Below are 13,635 nucleotides of genomic sequence, written 5' to 3'. Positions count from 1 at the left end.
GGGCCGTTCGCGTTCGCCGATCCGGACCGCGTGCGCAGCGTGTTGGAGACCGCCGGCTTCGAGTCTGTCGAGGTGAACCCCGGCCCCGACGAGGTCACCCTCGGCCCCGCCGGCCGCCTCGAGGAGCTGGCTCGCCAGGCGCTGGAACAGAACCCCCAGGCCACGATGGCGATGGCCGCGAATCCCGACGCCCGCGACTCCGCTGTCGCCGCGGCCGCCAACGCGCTGGGTGAGCATGTCACCGACGGCGAGGTCCGTCTGGGTGCCGGAACCTGGGTCGTCGAGGCCCGCGCGCCCGGTGCGTGACAGGGCAGAAGCACCAAGGGCCGCTATCGATAGACCTCGCGCCGATGGGCAATATCGACAACGAGGACGGTCACCCGTTGATCCTCGATCGAGCAGATGATCCGGTAGTCGCCCACGCGGTACCGCCAGAGGTGCTGGTCGCCGCGAAGTGCCTTCCCGAGATACCTGGGGTCTTCGCACCCGTGTATTCGCTCCTCGAGGAATGCCCGGATTCTCTGCTGCGCAGTCCTATCCTGTCGACCGAGTTTGGTGATGACCTTCTGGACGTGCGGCGTGACCTCGACCAGATACGCCACCTCAGGACCAGTCCACCTGGTCCAACGGGATCGCGGAATCGTCTGACTGCCTGAATTCCTCCAGACGGTGCCGGGCCAAGTACCAGTCCTCCATCTCGTCGAGTCCGCTGCGGATGAACTCGCTCGCGTAGAACGACTTGGACCTGCCGGTGATTCGAGCCAGATGGTCCAGACGGGCGATGGTCTCGTCGTCCAACTTGGTGTTCAGCTGTTTGGCCGTCATGACACCCCTTCCGCCGCTATACGAGTATAGACCCAGTGACCACCCTGAGTGACCATCCGGCCGGTCGATGTCGAGAGCGTGATTGACGACAAGCGTGAGGGCGAGCCACTGCGAGGCGCAGCGTCGATCTGGCAGCCTCCAGGCAACTAGATTCCTGCCGGAAACCCCTCCCCTTCTCAAGGTATAGCTGGTAGGGGGCCTTGCGGCAAGACCCCGGTGGGGGCGCACACTGTCGCCATGTCCCGCGAGGCACCCGGCATCTTCGCCCTCCCCGACCACCTCGCCCACAAGGCTGACCCGGCACACATCGACGACGACGAGCGCCACCTCGCCGCCATCTCCCGCGCCCTCGACCAGAAGATCGCGTTGCTGTCTGCCCGTCTGGACGCGCGCCGCCGCGACCCCGCAGGCCGTGGCGCGCAGACCATCGAGCGCGACGCCGACATCCGCCGCCTCGTCGCCGAGCTCGCCACGCTGCGCCGCTTCGGGCTGGACGTGTGCATCGGTCACTACGCCGTGGCCATGTCAGACCCCGCCGACCCGAGCCCCACAGCACCCGAGGCCGCGCCGGTGTACGTGGGCCGCATCGGCCTCACCGATGCGGCCGGCACTCCGCTCCTCATGGATTGGCGGACCCCGGCCGCGGAGCCGTTCTTCGCCGCGACGCTCGCCGATCCGAGGGGCGTGACGTATCGCCGTCGGTACCGGTGGTCGGGCCGGCACATCGTGGACTACTGGGATGAGGTTTTTGGCGACGACGACGAGGTCTCCGCTCACGTCAGCCCCGACGACCTCTCGGCGTTCGTCTCGAGCTTGTCCGAGGCGCGGACCGGCCGAATGCGCGATGTGCTCACCACGATCCAGGCCGATCAGGACGCCATCATCCGCGCGGACTCCCGGGGAGCCCTCATCGTGGACGGCGGACCCGGCACCGGCAAGACCGTCGTGGCCCTGCACCGGGCGGCCTACCTGCTCCACGAACAGTCGCGTGCCGGGCTGCGGCGCGGCAACCTGCTCCTCGTCGGGCCGCACCGGCCGTATCTGGACTACGTGGCCGATGTACTCCCGTCGCTCGGTGAGCGCAGCGTGCAGACCGCGACGGTCGCCGATCTCGGCCTCGCCGCCCTTGGCGGGGCGATCGCGGCACCGCCCGACGGACTGCCCGACGAACCCGATCCCGCGGTCGCCCGACTGAAGTCAGAGCTCCGCATGGTCGAGGCGATCGAGGCCGCGGTGCGCTTCTACGAGCAGCCACCCGGGCAGTCGATGCTGGTGCAGACCGAGTGGGTGGACCTGCGCCTCACGCCAGCCGATTGGGCCGAGGCATTCGGCTCGGTCGAGGACGGCACTCCCCACAACGAGGCTCACCCGCAGATCCGCGGGACTATCGCTCAGATCCTCGTCGACCGGGCCCTCCACAGCAGCGCCGGCGAAGTTTCCAGGAAGGCTCTCCGCGCGGAGCTCGCAGCACACCCGGACCTGCACCGCGCCCTGTACCGGGCGTGGCCGATGATCCACGCCGCCGACCTCGTCGGAGACCTGTGGACCGTCCCGGCGTACCTGCGCCTGTGCGCACCGTGGCTGACCACCGAGCAGCTCCGGCTCCTTCAGCGACCCGCGGCCGGCGCGTGGACGACCGTGGACCTGCCGCTTCTGGACGCGGCCCACCACCGGCTGGGCGACGCCGACAGGGCGCGCAGGACTCAGCGCCGCCGGGCCGATCGATCCGCAGAACTCGCGAGGCGCCAACGGGTGATCGACGACCTCATCGCCGCCGACGACGACCCCGAGGGCGTCTCCCCCATGCTCCGCCACGCCGATCTCCAGGAGGCACTGCTCGACCCTTCGACCGACGACGAGCCGACTGCTGGCGCGGCCCGCCTCGCAGGACCGTTCGGTCACATCATCGTCGACGAGGCGCAGGAACTCACCGACTCAGAGTGGGCGATGATTCTGCGCCGCTGCCCGTCGGGCAGCCTCACGATTGTCGGCGATTGCGCGCAGTCCCGCCGCGACTTCGACGAATCCTGGCCCGAGCGACTGGAACGCATCGGCCTCTCCCCCGCCCGCATCACTTCCGTGCACTTGAGCATCAATTACCGCACCCCCGCCGAGGTCATGGAGGCCGCCGCTCCGGTGATCCGGTCGGTGCGGCCCGACGCCAACGTGCCCGAGTCTGTGCGCCGCAGCGGGATCCCCGTCCAGTACGACCGCATCGACGAGCTCCAGCACGTGATCGACGGGTGGCTCGCCACCCACTCCGAGGGCACGGTCGGCATCATCTGCGCGACCGGCGCTACCGTCCCCGACTTCAACGAATCCGACCGCGTCCGCTCGCTGACCCCCGCGCAGGCCAAGGGCCTCGAGTTCGACCTCGTGGTCCTTGTCGACCCGGGTTCGTTCGGCTCGGGCGTTACCGGTGCAGTTGACCGCTATGTGGCGATGACGCGGGCGACGCAGCGGTTGGTCGTTCTCAGCTCGTAGGTTCTCGCCGGGCGCGCAGCGTCACAACGCCGACGCCTGCCTCAGCGCTACGTCCGCGATCGGTCGCTTGAGCAACTGCTCGGGGAAGATGTCGATGTCCTCGCGACCGAAGAGCGTACGAACCTCCTCCAACAAGCCGGAGGCTCGCATGAGGAGGTTGCCGTCGGCTGGGTCCATATCGACCACGATGTCCACGTCGCTCCCGTCACTCGCAGTACCACGGGCGACTGATCCGAACAGCATCGGATTCGTCGCAGCGTACTTGGCAAGGAGGGCTCGGAACTCGTCTCGACGCGCCTCGATGAGCTCACGCAAGGCGAGCGATTCGGGAGTCGGGGCGGTGCTCGTCATAGCCTCAGGATATCGGCTGCATTAGCTGACGGAAGACCCATGCGCTCTACCGCCCTTGCCGCCGTCGCCGGTATAGCGCCAGGTCGCTGAGCAGGGGCGCCCTGGAAGCACCGTTCAGGGCATCGCTGGTCAGAGGCAGTTTCCATCTTTCCGAGAGAGCACGCGCGCCGCAGACGTCTCTCATTGCCCCGCGCTGACCGCCTCCGGCCGTTGGTCGATCGGGGCCCTGGGCGCGAAAAGCACTCAAGCCCGGCTCCCTTGCGGGAACCGGGCCTGGTACGTGGTAGCGGGGACAGGATTTGAACCTGCGACCTCTGGGTTATGAGCCCAGCGAGCTACCGAGCTGCTCCACCCCGCGTCGTTTGCGTCACCGACAGTACGTGCGACCGTCCGAAGCTCCAAATTCGCTCAGGGTTGGCAGACGAGTGGACGGGCATCGCTGCGGCATCGCAGGCAGTACAGGTGGCCGGGCGGGCGCATCGTGGAGTAGTGGGATGATGTTTTTGACGACGACGACAAAGTCGCCTCCCACGACAGCATCGTCGCCCTCCCGACCGCCCCCAGAAACTGTCGACTTCCGAATACACTTGTCATATGCCCATCCCGCCGAACCACACCCTGGGAGTTCGCCGGTCGTCAGACCTGAGCAAACACTCCGCCGAGGTCTTCGCCGAAGCGGAGTTGCACCCGGTCACGGTTACCCGCCGCGACGGCGAAGCGTTGGTGCTGATGACGCAGCGCGAAGCCGATGCCCGCTCTCGACTCTTGGACTTCGCGGCGCAACTCATCACGGTTGCACTGGATGGCGAGGGGTCGCTCGCGGAGCGGATGGCGAAACCCTTCCCGTGGATTCTCGCGTTGTCCGCCGCAGACCAAGAGGCCTGCTCGCAGGATCTGATGGATGCCGCGCGTGCCTCATTCTCCACCACACAACCGCACCTGGCGATTGCTGAACTGACGTCGTGGAAGGAAACTGCCACGGCTGTCGCTGCCGGGCTCGGCCACGCCGACCTCGAATGGCTCGACGTGCATGAGCCCGTAGAGCGCCCCTGACCGTGTCTGCCGCGAAGAAGGGCGAGCTTGTCCATCGTCCCGCGAAGCGGAACCGCGCACGATCGCTGGCAGCACAAGCCGACGGATAAGGGAACAGCGCGCGTCTGGTTCTACGTCGATGAACGCACGGTCTACCTGGAACAGATCCACACGAGCCACCCGAACGAGACGAAGTGAGACCATTGGACCAACACCGCAACCAGCGGTAACCGCTGTGACCCGCGCTCTCCCGGTCGAGCGTGAGTCCGCAATATCAAAGCAGACCGTCAGCCCACCGCCGGGACCTTCCACGCCGAGTGGATCGCGCCGTGGATGTAGCCGACCTCGCCGGCGTCGCCCACGATCTCGCAGTCGATGCCCGCGGCGCGGAGCTCGTCGGCCAGGGGCGCGGCGGCGGTGGTGCCGTCGGCGTAGATCACCATGTCGGCCGGGGCGGACTTGGCGTTGCCCTTGGCGTCGGTCCAGGCCACCGTCGACTCGGTGATGCGGGTGACCGAGACACGCCGCCGGATGTCCACCCCATGCTCCTTGGCGTGTCGCACCGCGGTCCAGCGGCGCGGCATAGCCAGCGGCAGACCCAGCTGCTGCGACTCGTGCAGCAGCGTCACACGACGCCCGCGCTCGGCCAGGAATTCGGCCAGCTCCAGGCCCACCAACGACCCGCCGATCACCACGACGTCCTTGCCCATCGGCAGGGCGATCTTGGTCAGCCGGCGGATCCACGAGGGGCGCTTGGTGATGGTCGAGAGCCTGCCCAGCCGCCCGACGGTCCGCAGGAAGACCCCGGCCTCGTCGGCGGTGGCGGTACCCAGCATGATCGCGCGCAGCGAGTCGCCGGTATGCACGTGCGGGAGGTCGCCGCCGGGGATGGCCGGGGCCGGACGCTTGGCGCCGGTCGCCACGATCACCCGGTCGGCGCCGAGGGCACGGATCGACTCCACCGTGGCTTCGGTGTTCAACCGCACGTCGACGCCCAGTCGCTTGACCTCGGCCTCGAAGAAGCGGATGAGCGGCTCGTTGTCAGGCGTGGTGAGGCTCGAGAACCACATCGTGCCGCCCAGGCGGTCGGCCTTGTCCAGCACGGTGACACGGTGTCCGCGCTCGGTGAGGACCAGCGCCGACTCGAGGCCGGCGGGTCCGGCGCCCACCACCACGACGTGCTCGCGCGTCGGAGCGGGCGTGAGCGGCAGCAGGGTCTCGTTGCCCAGCGCCGGGTTGACCGCGCAGAACGGGGTGTCGTCGAAGAAGTTCTCCGCCACGCAGAGGTAGCAGTTGATGCACGGGCGCACGCGCTCCGGCGTGCCGGCGGCCAACTTGTTGGGCAGGTTCGGATCGGCGAGCAACTGCCGGCCCATGGCGGCGAAGTCGACCTTGTCGTCGTCGATCGCCTCTTCCGCCACCTCGGGCAACATGCGGCCCACGGCGATGACGGGGATCGACACGGCCTTCTTGATGGCCGCGGCGTTGTCCACGTACGCGCCGATCGTGTCCGGGAGGGGGCCGTCGGTGAAGTTGTCGAAGGGGTTGCGGCCCCAGCCGGTCACGTGGATGGCGTCGGCGCCCGCGCGCTCGAACAGCACCGCGGCCTCGGTCGCCTCGGGCAGGGTCAGCCCGCCCTCCTGGCCGTACTCCTCGCCGGACACGCGCACCAGCACGGCGAGCGTGTCGCCCACCCGCGCCTTGACCGCGGCGATGACCTCGCACGTCAGCCGCGCCCGGTTGGCCAGCGACCCGCCGTACTCATCGGTGCGCAGGTTGTCGCGGCGGTTGAGGAACACGCCCAGGATGTAGCCGTGCGCGACGTGAATCTCGATCGCGTCGGCGCCAGCCCGGGCGATGCGGTCGGCGGCCTCGGCCCAGGTGTCGACGAGCCACGCGATGTCGTCGTGGTCCATCTCCTTGTACACCGTCTTCTTGCCGCCGGTGGCCGCGCCCATCCGACCCAACTCCTCGCCGGTGCTGTCGGCCAGGGCGGAGTAGTCGTAGTCGTAGTCCGGGGTGCTCGGCGCGATGAGGGGGCGGTCGTTGGCGATGTCCACGCGCGCGACCTTGCCGTGGTGCGTGGACTGCACGCACAGCTTGGACCCGGCCGCGTGCACCGCGTCGGCCAGCGCCTTGAGGCCCGGGATGTACTTGTCATCCGACAGGCCCGGCTCCTTCAACGACGCCGCGCCCACCGGGAACGCGATCGCGCACGCGCCGGTGATGATCAGCCCGGCGCCGCCCGCCGCGCGGGCCACGTAGTGGTCGATCTCCCGCTGCTCGATCTCGCCGTCCTCGGACACGTTCATGTCCATCGCGGGCAGGACGATGCGGTTGGGCGTCTCCATGGGGCCGATGCGGCCGGGCGACAAGAGGCGAGGGAATGAGGTGAGGGTCGTCACGCCGATCATGATACGCCCGAGTTGACGGGTGTCGAGAACAGGTTCCAGTTTTTGGGCGGTTGGTGGTGGTCGCCGGGGGGCAAGGGACGACGACGAGGTGGGCGGACGCGTCTCGCCACGCACCGGCCGAGCAGTACTCGCGCGCGGTTCGACCACATGTGAGTGGCACCTGAGTACGCTCAGTTCAGCCTTCGGGCTGGTCGGCTCCGCCGACGGCTGACGTCGCACACGCACACGCACGCGCTCACGGAAGCGAGGACCGGGTGGGGCACATCAGGTACGGCAGGTTCGCCGCCCTGTCGGTGGCCGGCCTGGTGGCGGCCGGAGCAGGTGCAGTCGTCACGGCGCAGACCGGCCTCAACGTATCCGCAGGTGATCTGGTGGCGCATGCCCAGGTCCGCGGTCTGACCGCCGGGCATTCGTCGATCCAGGCCGGACACGGGATCCTCGACGCCTCGGACGAGCCTGTCGCCATTGTGATCCTGCGGGACGTCCGCATGGACTACGTGTGCGCGCGGATGAGCAGTCTCGACGTACCGTTCCTCGGGAAGGTCACCGTGACCGCCGTCCTGCCGGAGGGCGCGGACATTCACGCGGAGACGCTGACCATCGATTCCGCGCTGCTGTCCGGGCCCATGGCACTCGGCGACATGATCATCGGGGCCGGCGCCGCCGCACCGACCGAACAGTCCGGGAGCTCGGCGGTCGGACTGTCCTCGGGCAGCTTGACGACGGGTCACCTCGACGTGGAGCTCGCCGGCCTTCATGCCGACCGCCTCACCTCCTCGACCATCGAGCTCCGGGCAGAGCGCGGTGACGCCCGGTGCTGAGGGGTATGTCGTGACCACGCCACGCCGACGACCCACGGGTTCAGGCCGCCCCGTCGCCGCCGCCGTGCTCCAGGCCGCGGCCGGCGTCACGGTCCTGGCGGTGGTCATAGGCATCGGCTCGGTGGATGGTCTGGCGATCAGCTTCTCGGCCACCTCCACGCCGATGGCTCTGTTCATCGGTCTGGGCCTCATCGCGTGCGGCGTCTCGACGTGGGCTCAGCCGACGACCCGTGTCCTGACAGGCCTCCTGGGTTTCGCGTTCTCGCTCGTTGCGCTGCCGGGCGCGAACCTCGGCGGCTTCCTGGTCGGCACCGTACTCGGTGTGCTGGGTTCGGCGGCTGCTCTGGCGTGGTCGCCGGGCGAGCGGCGATCGACAGCTGAGTCCACGACTACACCTTCGACGACTCCGTGACCCGTCGCCGGGCCTGATCCTCGACGCCGCAGGCAACCTCAAGCACAGCCTCCTCGGGCAACCGCGAGTCGCGGGGCTATCCGCTGGATCGTCTCGGTGCTCGTGCCGCACCCTCTACCCTCGGAACCACCATGCCGCCCAACTATGACATCGTCTCGGCCGCGCTCAAGACAGCGACGTCGTTCGTCCTGAACGCGGTCGAAGTCGTGCGTTTCGGCGGCCTTCAGACAGACGAAGAGCAATCTCCGTTCGAGATCGTCGCACGGCGCCCGATGTTCCGGCTGCGCCGCTACTACCCGCCGACGGCGGGGGACGCTGGCCACAGCAGGGTCCACATCGAGGAGGAGGAGCCGCCGCGGCCGCCGATCGTGCTCGTTCCGCCGATGATGATCTCCGCGGAGGTCTGGGACGTGTCCCCCTCGACCAGCGCAGTGGCCGCGCTGCACGAGGCCGGCATGGACCCGTGGGTGATCGACTTCGGCGCCCCGGACCTCGAGACCGGCGGTCTCGAGCGCACTCTCACCGACCACGTGGTGGCGGTGAGCGACGCCGTCGACCTCGTCACCGCGGCCACCGGCCGTTCGGTGCATCTCGGTGGGTACAGCCAGGGCGGCATGTTCTGCTACCAGGCCGCGGCCTACCGGCGCTCACGCGACCTGGAGAGCATCGTGACGTTCGGTTCCCCCGTTGACTGGCGCGGCAATGCCCCGCTCGGCATTCCCGAGCAGGTGGTCGTCACCATCGCGCGCCTTGTCGCCGACTACGTCTTCAACGAACGCCCACTGCCCGGGTGGTTGGCCTCGGCGGCATTCCGCCTGCTCGATCCGATCAAGACCGCCCGCTCCCAGGTGGACTTCCTGCGCCAGCTCCACAACCGCGAGGCACTTCTCGGCCACGAACGGCAGCGCCGCTTCATCGGGGGCGAGGGATTCGTAGCCTGGTCCGGCCCGGCGCTCGTCGACATGTTGCAGCAGGTGATCGTCCAGAACCGGATGATGGTCGGCGGCTTCGTCGTCGGCGACCACGTCGTCTCGCTCGCCGACATCACCTGTCCCGTCCTCGCCGTCTTCGGCGAGGTCGACGAGATCGGCGTCCCGGCCGGCGTCCGCAAAATCGCGTCCGTCGCTCCCTCGGCCGATGTCTACGATTTTTCGGTCCGCGCCGGGCACTTCGGCCTCGTCGTGGGCTCGACCGCCGCCTCGCTGACGTGGCCCACCGTCGTTCACTGGATCGACTGGATCGAAGACCGAGGGGCTCGACCGGACGGGATCACCGAGGTCGACCCCGACGCCGTCATCGACTCCTCCCCCACCAAAGCGATCATGCTCGCGGCGGACGGGGCGTTCCAGGCCGCTGGACTCGGGGTCGGCGTGATGCGCGGTGCGGGGCAGCTCGCCTTGGGCGCCCTGCGGACGACGCGAGCTGTCGGATACGAGGCGGTGCGCGCGGCACCGCGTCTCATCCGGCTGGGGCAGATCCAGCCCGCGACCCGGATCTCCTTCGCCAAGATCATCGCCGAACGCGCCCGGAACCAGCCGAACGACGCGTGCTTCCTGTTCTCCGACCGCGTCCACACGTACTCGGCCGTCGACACCCGGATCACGAACGTGGTCAAGGGCCTCATCACGGTCGGCGTGCGCCAGGGCGACCACGTCGGCGTGGTCATGGAGACGCGGCCCTCGGCGCTGGTCGCGATCGCCGCGCTGTCGCGTCTCGGTGCCGTGGCCGTGCTGCTGCCCCCGTCCCAGTCACTGCCCGAACTTCTCCAGCTGAGTTCCGTGACCGACGTGGTCGCCGACCCCGAGCACGCGTCCAAGGTCACCGATGCCGGAGCGCGGGCGCTCGTGCTCGGCGGTGGTGGCGGTGAGCGCGACCTGCCTGCGGACCCCGGCGAGGACGTCGTCGACCTCGAGCGTATTGACCCCGAGGCGGTGGAGTTGCCCCGCTGGTACCGGCCGAATCCCGGCCGAGGGGGCGACCTGGCCTTTGTGTTCTTCACCCGCTCCACGGGCACGTGGCAGACCAAGCTCGTCACCAACCACCGGTGGGCGGCGTCCGCGTTCGGCACCGCCAGCGCCGCGCGTCTCACCACCGAGTCCACCGTCTACTGCCTCAGCCCTCTCCACCACCCATCGGGGCTGCTCACCACCGTCGGCGGCGCCGTGGCGGGAGGAGCCCGGATCGCGCTGTCCCGCGGTTTCGATCCGGCGACCTTCGACGAGGAGATCCGCCGCTACGGCGTGACGGTGGTGTCCTACACCTGGGCGATGATGCGCGAATTGGTGCGCGGACCAGTGCATCCGCGCGAGACGCTCCCGACACTCTCACTCTTCATGGGGTCAGGAATGCCCCGTGGGCTGTGGCGGCGGGTCCTGGACCGCTACCCGGGCACGCGGGTCCTTGAGTTCTATGCCGGTACCGAGTCCGATGTGGTCCTGGCCAACCTCACCACCTCCAAGCCGGGCGCGCGCGGACGTCCACTGCCCGGCACCGCCGACGTGCGTCTCGTCGAGGTCGATCCCGACACCGGCGCGATCCTCGCCGGCCCCGATGGCTTCGCCATACCCAGTGAGGTCGACGCACCCGGCGTACTTCTCACCCGGCCCAGGCTCGGATTGGACGCTTCCGTGCGCCAACTCCGTGGGGTGTTCCGCCCCGGCGACACGTGGGTGTCGACCAATGACATCTTCGAGCGTGACAGGGACGGCGACTTCTGGCTGCTCGGCTCAGCGAGCTCGGTCGTCCACACCGAGCACGGTCCCGTCTACCCGATCCAGGTCGCCGACGCACTCGGGGATCTGCCCGAGGTGGACCTCGCCGTGCTGTACGAGGTGGATGGCGCTATGGGCCCGGTCGCCGTCGCCGCGGTGGACCTATGGGGCTCAGATCCCATTACCGCGGCCGACATCGGTGGCGCACTGGCCTCGGTCCCGCCCGCCGGACAACCGGACATCGTCCACGTCGTCAAGGACATCAGGGTGACCAACTGGTACCGGCCGGACCCCAGGACGCTCGCAGCCCGGGGGTTGCCGAAGGCCGGCCCGCGAACCTGGATCCGCGATCCCGACACGGGCGGGTACGTACGGCTGACCAAGGCGGTGCGGGAAGGGCTGGTTCCGCCGAGTTAGCGTGCCGGTCACGATCTCGTGGTCGGGCTGGCGTCTGTTGACGACCCGGCGCGGTCGGGGGGGCGCCGCGTCGGCCGCGGGGGTGAAAGACGACGACGACAAAATCGGCAGCGGCAGATTGAGTGGCAGCCACAGGCACGGAGTTCTGCCTGGATCACTCCTGAATTGTGAGATCGTCAGCCGCAGCCGACATATCCACGTTGACCATCTTCTGCCGGAGTTGAGTCGCGATTATGGCCTCGCGCAGGCCCGGGTCGATATCGACCACATGCAACTCCACGCCGAAGACACCGGCAGCATGCTTGACCCAACCGGTGATCGAGGACCGGGCTTCCTCGCTCGCGAACACGATCATCGGCCGCACGTCGGTGTAGCCCGGTTCGCGGCGGAGCAGCGCGAGCTTCAGCACGTCCTGGGCGATCTTCTTCAGCTGGCCGCCCTTGAGCGTTCCCTGCCGAGCATAGGCCTCCACCGCGACCTTCCCGTCCTCGCTCCGAGCGTCGAGGCTAATCCGGACGCCCCCACTTAACGACAGAATTCCCCCGCCGACCAGGTCCACACCGAGCTTGGCCGCCAGGGCGGCGACGATTGCGGTCTCGGCCTCTCGCTGAACCGCGGAGTCGCTCTGATGTGGGGTCACGAATGCCAAACTACCGCTGGCGGCGGCAGGTAGCTTTGCATCTCATCGGCCGCTACTGCCCCCCGCGCAACTCGTGATACTCCTCGGTCGTCATCTGCACCAGCCGCGAACAGCGGCCGTCCACGTTGTCCACGTAGCCGATCGATCGCACGTAGGGCGCGATCACCTGCACCTTCTGCAGCGGGGTCACGATCAGCAGCTGGATTCCGAGTTTGGCGAACAGCTCCAGCGCGTAGCGGGTCGAGGAGTCGGAGCCCCGGCCGAAGGCCTCGTCGATCACCGCGAAGCGGAAGTCGCGGGCCTTGTCGGCTCCCCATTCCAGTCCGAACTGGTACGCCAGCGACGCGGCCAGGATGGTGTAGGCAAGCTTCTCCTTCTGGCCGCCGGACTTGCCGTCGGAATCCCGGTAGTGCTCCCATTCCTGATCGGTCTCGCGGTCCCGCTCGGAGGCGGAGAAGGTGTACCAGTTGCGCACGTCGGTGACCCGGGTGCGCCAGGCCCGGTCGCCGTCGCTGTGACCCTCCCTCCCCCGCAGCCGCTCGAGGATGGCCCGGACCTGCTCGTACCGCTCCTCGGAGTACTGCCCCTCCCCGCCGAAGGCCTGGTCGGTGACCCCCCGCAGGTCGGCGCGGAACTGGCGGACCTCCTGGTTGACCGTGTTCTCCCGGTCCAGGCGCACGTAGCGGCCGGGGTTGAAGTCGATCGCCCCCAGCGCCTCGTTGGTCTTCTCGATCTTCTGACCGATGTCATCGGCCTGGCGCAGCAGCCAGTTGTGGAAGCCGGCCAGCTCCCGGATCGTGTTCTTGCGCAGCTGCTCCTCGAACTCGCCCACGAACCGCGGGAGGTCGTCGTCGGCCAGGCGGGCGTGGAACCGCACGAACTCGTCCCGCGCGGCGATCGAGGCGTCCATCTCTTTGGTCTGGTCCGGCCACCGCCGGCAGATCTCGGCCATGGCCTGCTGGATGCGGGTGGTCAGGGCGTTGAGCTCCCGCTGGGCCCGCTCCACGTCGGCGTCCACGGCGTCGGCCAGCGCCTGCTCGGCGGTGTGGGCCTCGTCCGCGGTCTGGGCGTACTCGGCGCCCTTGTCCTCGGTGTAGCCCAGGCGCTCACGCAGCTGCGGGTACACCTCCCGGGCGGCGTAGAGCAGCTCGTCGTCGAGCTCGGCCAGGGCGCGCTGGTCCCGCGCCATCTGCCGGGTCTCGTGGTCGATGCTGCTCTGCCACCGACTCCGATGGTCGGCCAGCTCGCGCTCGTCCTCCGCCAGCGCGGCCCTACGGCTGTCGAGGTCGGCCAGCCGCCGATCGATCTCGGCCATCTCGCTGCTGCCCTCCACCAGCCGGCGTCGCTCCGCCTCGGCGGACTCGGCGCGCCCCTTGGCCTCGGCCCAGTCCAGGTCCCGCCACGTTGTGTACTCCGCCAGGCGGATCAGCGCGGTGCGCGCCTCCCCCAGCGTGGCCTGGTCGCGCACGGCGGCGTCGAGCCGGGTGGCCCGCTCGGCGACCTCGCCCTCCAGCTGGGCGCGGCGGGC

Annotated in this window: 12 protein-coding genes and 1 tRNA gene; 6 read left to right on the top strand and 7 right to left on the bottom strand. The window is 69.0% G+C overall.

The features are described 5' to 3' along the window. On the top strand, positions 1 to 306 hold a 306-nt coding region (locus G6024_RS06125; protein WP_200841556.1), incomplete at its 5' end, for a hypothetical protein. A gap of 23 nt (positions 307 to 329) precedes the next feature. Here the strand turns inward: G6024_RS06125 and G6024_RS06120 are convergent. Both G6024_RS06120 and relB read right to left on the bottom strand, forming a co-directional pair. Then, positions 330 to 602, bottom strand: a complete 273-nt coding sequence (locus G6024_RS06120; RefSeq protein WP_119192872.1) for a type II toxin-antitoxin system RelE family toxin — start codon at positions 600 to 602, stop codon at positions 330 to 332. Position 603: 1 nt separating this feature from the next. Next, positions 604 to 825: a type II toxin-antitoxin system RelB family antitoxin gene (relB, locus tag G6024_RS06115; protein WP_119192871.1), complete on the bottom strand. Its 222-nt coding sequence runs from the start codon at positions 823 to 825 to the stop codon at positions 604 to 606. A gap of 237 nt (positions 826 to 1,062) precedes the next feature. Here relB and helR point away from each other — a divergent pair, with 237 nt between their 5' ends. After that, entirely contained in the window at positions 1,063 to 3,309 is a 2,247-nt protein-coding gene (gene helR / locus G6024_RS06110) for an RNA polymerase recycling motor ATPase HelR (protein ID WP_159148291.1), read from the top strand. A gap of 21 nt (positions 3,310 to 3,330) precedes the next feature. Here the strand turns inward: helR and G6024_RS06105 are convergent, their stop codons facing one another. Both G6024_RS06105 and G6024_RS06100 read right to left on the bottom strand, forming a co-directional pair. Beyond that, a complete protein-coding gene (locus G6024_RS06105; protein WP_159148290.1) occupies positions 3,331 to 3,660 on the bottom strand; it encodes a nucleotidyltransferase family protein in 330 nt (109 codons plus the stop codon). A gap of 281 nt (positions 3,661 to 3,941) precedes the next feature. Beyond that, a tRNA-Met gene (locus G6024_RS06100) sits at positions 3,942 to 4,018 on the bottom strand. Positions 4,019 to 4,254: 236 nt separating this feature from the next. On the opposite strand from G6024_RS06100, the gene G6024_RS06095 reads away from it, so the two are divergent. Further along, entirely contained in the window at positions 4,255 to 4,713 is a 459-nt protein-coding gene (locus tag G6024_RS06095; protein ID WP_159148289.1) for a prevent-host-death protein, read from the top strand. 266 nt (positions 4,714 to 4,979) lie between these two features. Here the strand turns inward: G6024_RS06095 and G6024_RS06090 are convergent, their stop codons facing one another. Continuing rightward, positions 4,980 to 7,106, bottom strand: coding sequence for an FAD-dependent oxidoreductase (locus G6024_RS06090; RefSeq protein ID WP_159148287.1), 2,127 nt, complete (start codon positions 7,104 to 7,106; stop codon positions 4,980 to 4,982). Between the two features lie 254 nt (positions 7,107 to 7,360). Here G6024_RS06090 and G6024_RS16605 point away from each other — a divergent pair, with 254 nt between their 5' ends. The 3 genes from G6024_RS16605 (at position 7,361) to G6024_RS06075 (ending at position 11,467) form a co-directional block, all read left to right on the top strand. Beyond that, complete coding sequence (locus G6024_RS16605) at positions 7,361 to 7,927, top strand: DUF6230 family protein (RefSeq protein ID WP_159148286.1); 567 nt, start codon at positions 7,361 to 7,363, stop codon at positions 7,925 to 7,927. A 10-nt stretch (positions 7,928 to 7,937) separates the two neighbouring features. Continuing rightward, on the top strand, positions 7,938 to 8,339 hold the full coding sequence (locus G6024_RS06080; protein WP_159148285.1) for a DUF6114 domain-containing protein: 402 nt from the start codon (positions 7,938 to 7,940) through the stop codon (positions 8,337 to 8,339). A gap of 131 nt (positions 8,340 to 8,470) precedes the next feature. After that, positions 8,471 to 11,467, top strand: coding sequence for an AMP-binding protein (locus G6024_RS06075; protein ID WP_159148284.1), 2,997 nt, complete (start codon positions 8,471 to 8,473; stop codon positions 11,465 to 11,467). 154 nt (positions 11,468 to 11,621) lie between these two features. Here G6024_RS06075 and G6024_RS06070 read toward each other — a convergent pair whose 3' ends face one another. Together G6024_RS06070 and G6024_RS06065 are read right to left on the bottom strand one after the other, a co-directional pair. Further along, positions 11,622 to 12,107: a hypothetical protein gene (locus tag G6024_RS06070; RefSeq protein WP_159148283.1), complete on the bottom strand. Its 486-nt coding sequence runs from the start codon at positions 12,105 to 12,107 to the stop codon at positions 11,622 to 11,624. Positions 12,108 to 12,159: 52 nt separating this feature from the next. Further along, a partial coding sequence (locus tag G6024_RS06065; protein WP_268817107.1) for an SbcC/MukB-like Walker B domain-containing protein occupies positions 12,160 to 13,635 on the bottom strand: 1,476 nt, incomplete at its 5' end.

It is taken from the genome of Dietzia maris (assembly GCF_014144855.1).
Lineage (GTDB): Bacteria > Actinomycetota > Actinomycetes > Mycobacteriales > Mycobacteriaceae > Dietzia > Dietzia kunjamensis.
This window is presented reverse-complemented; position numbering and strand designations above follow the sequence as displayed.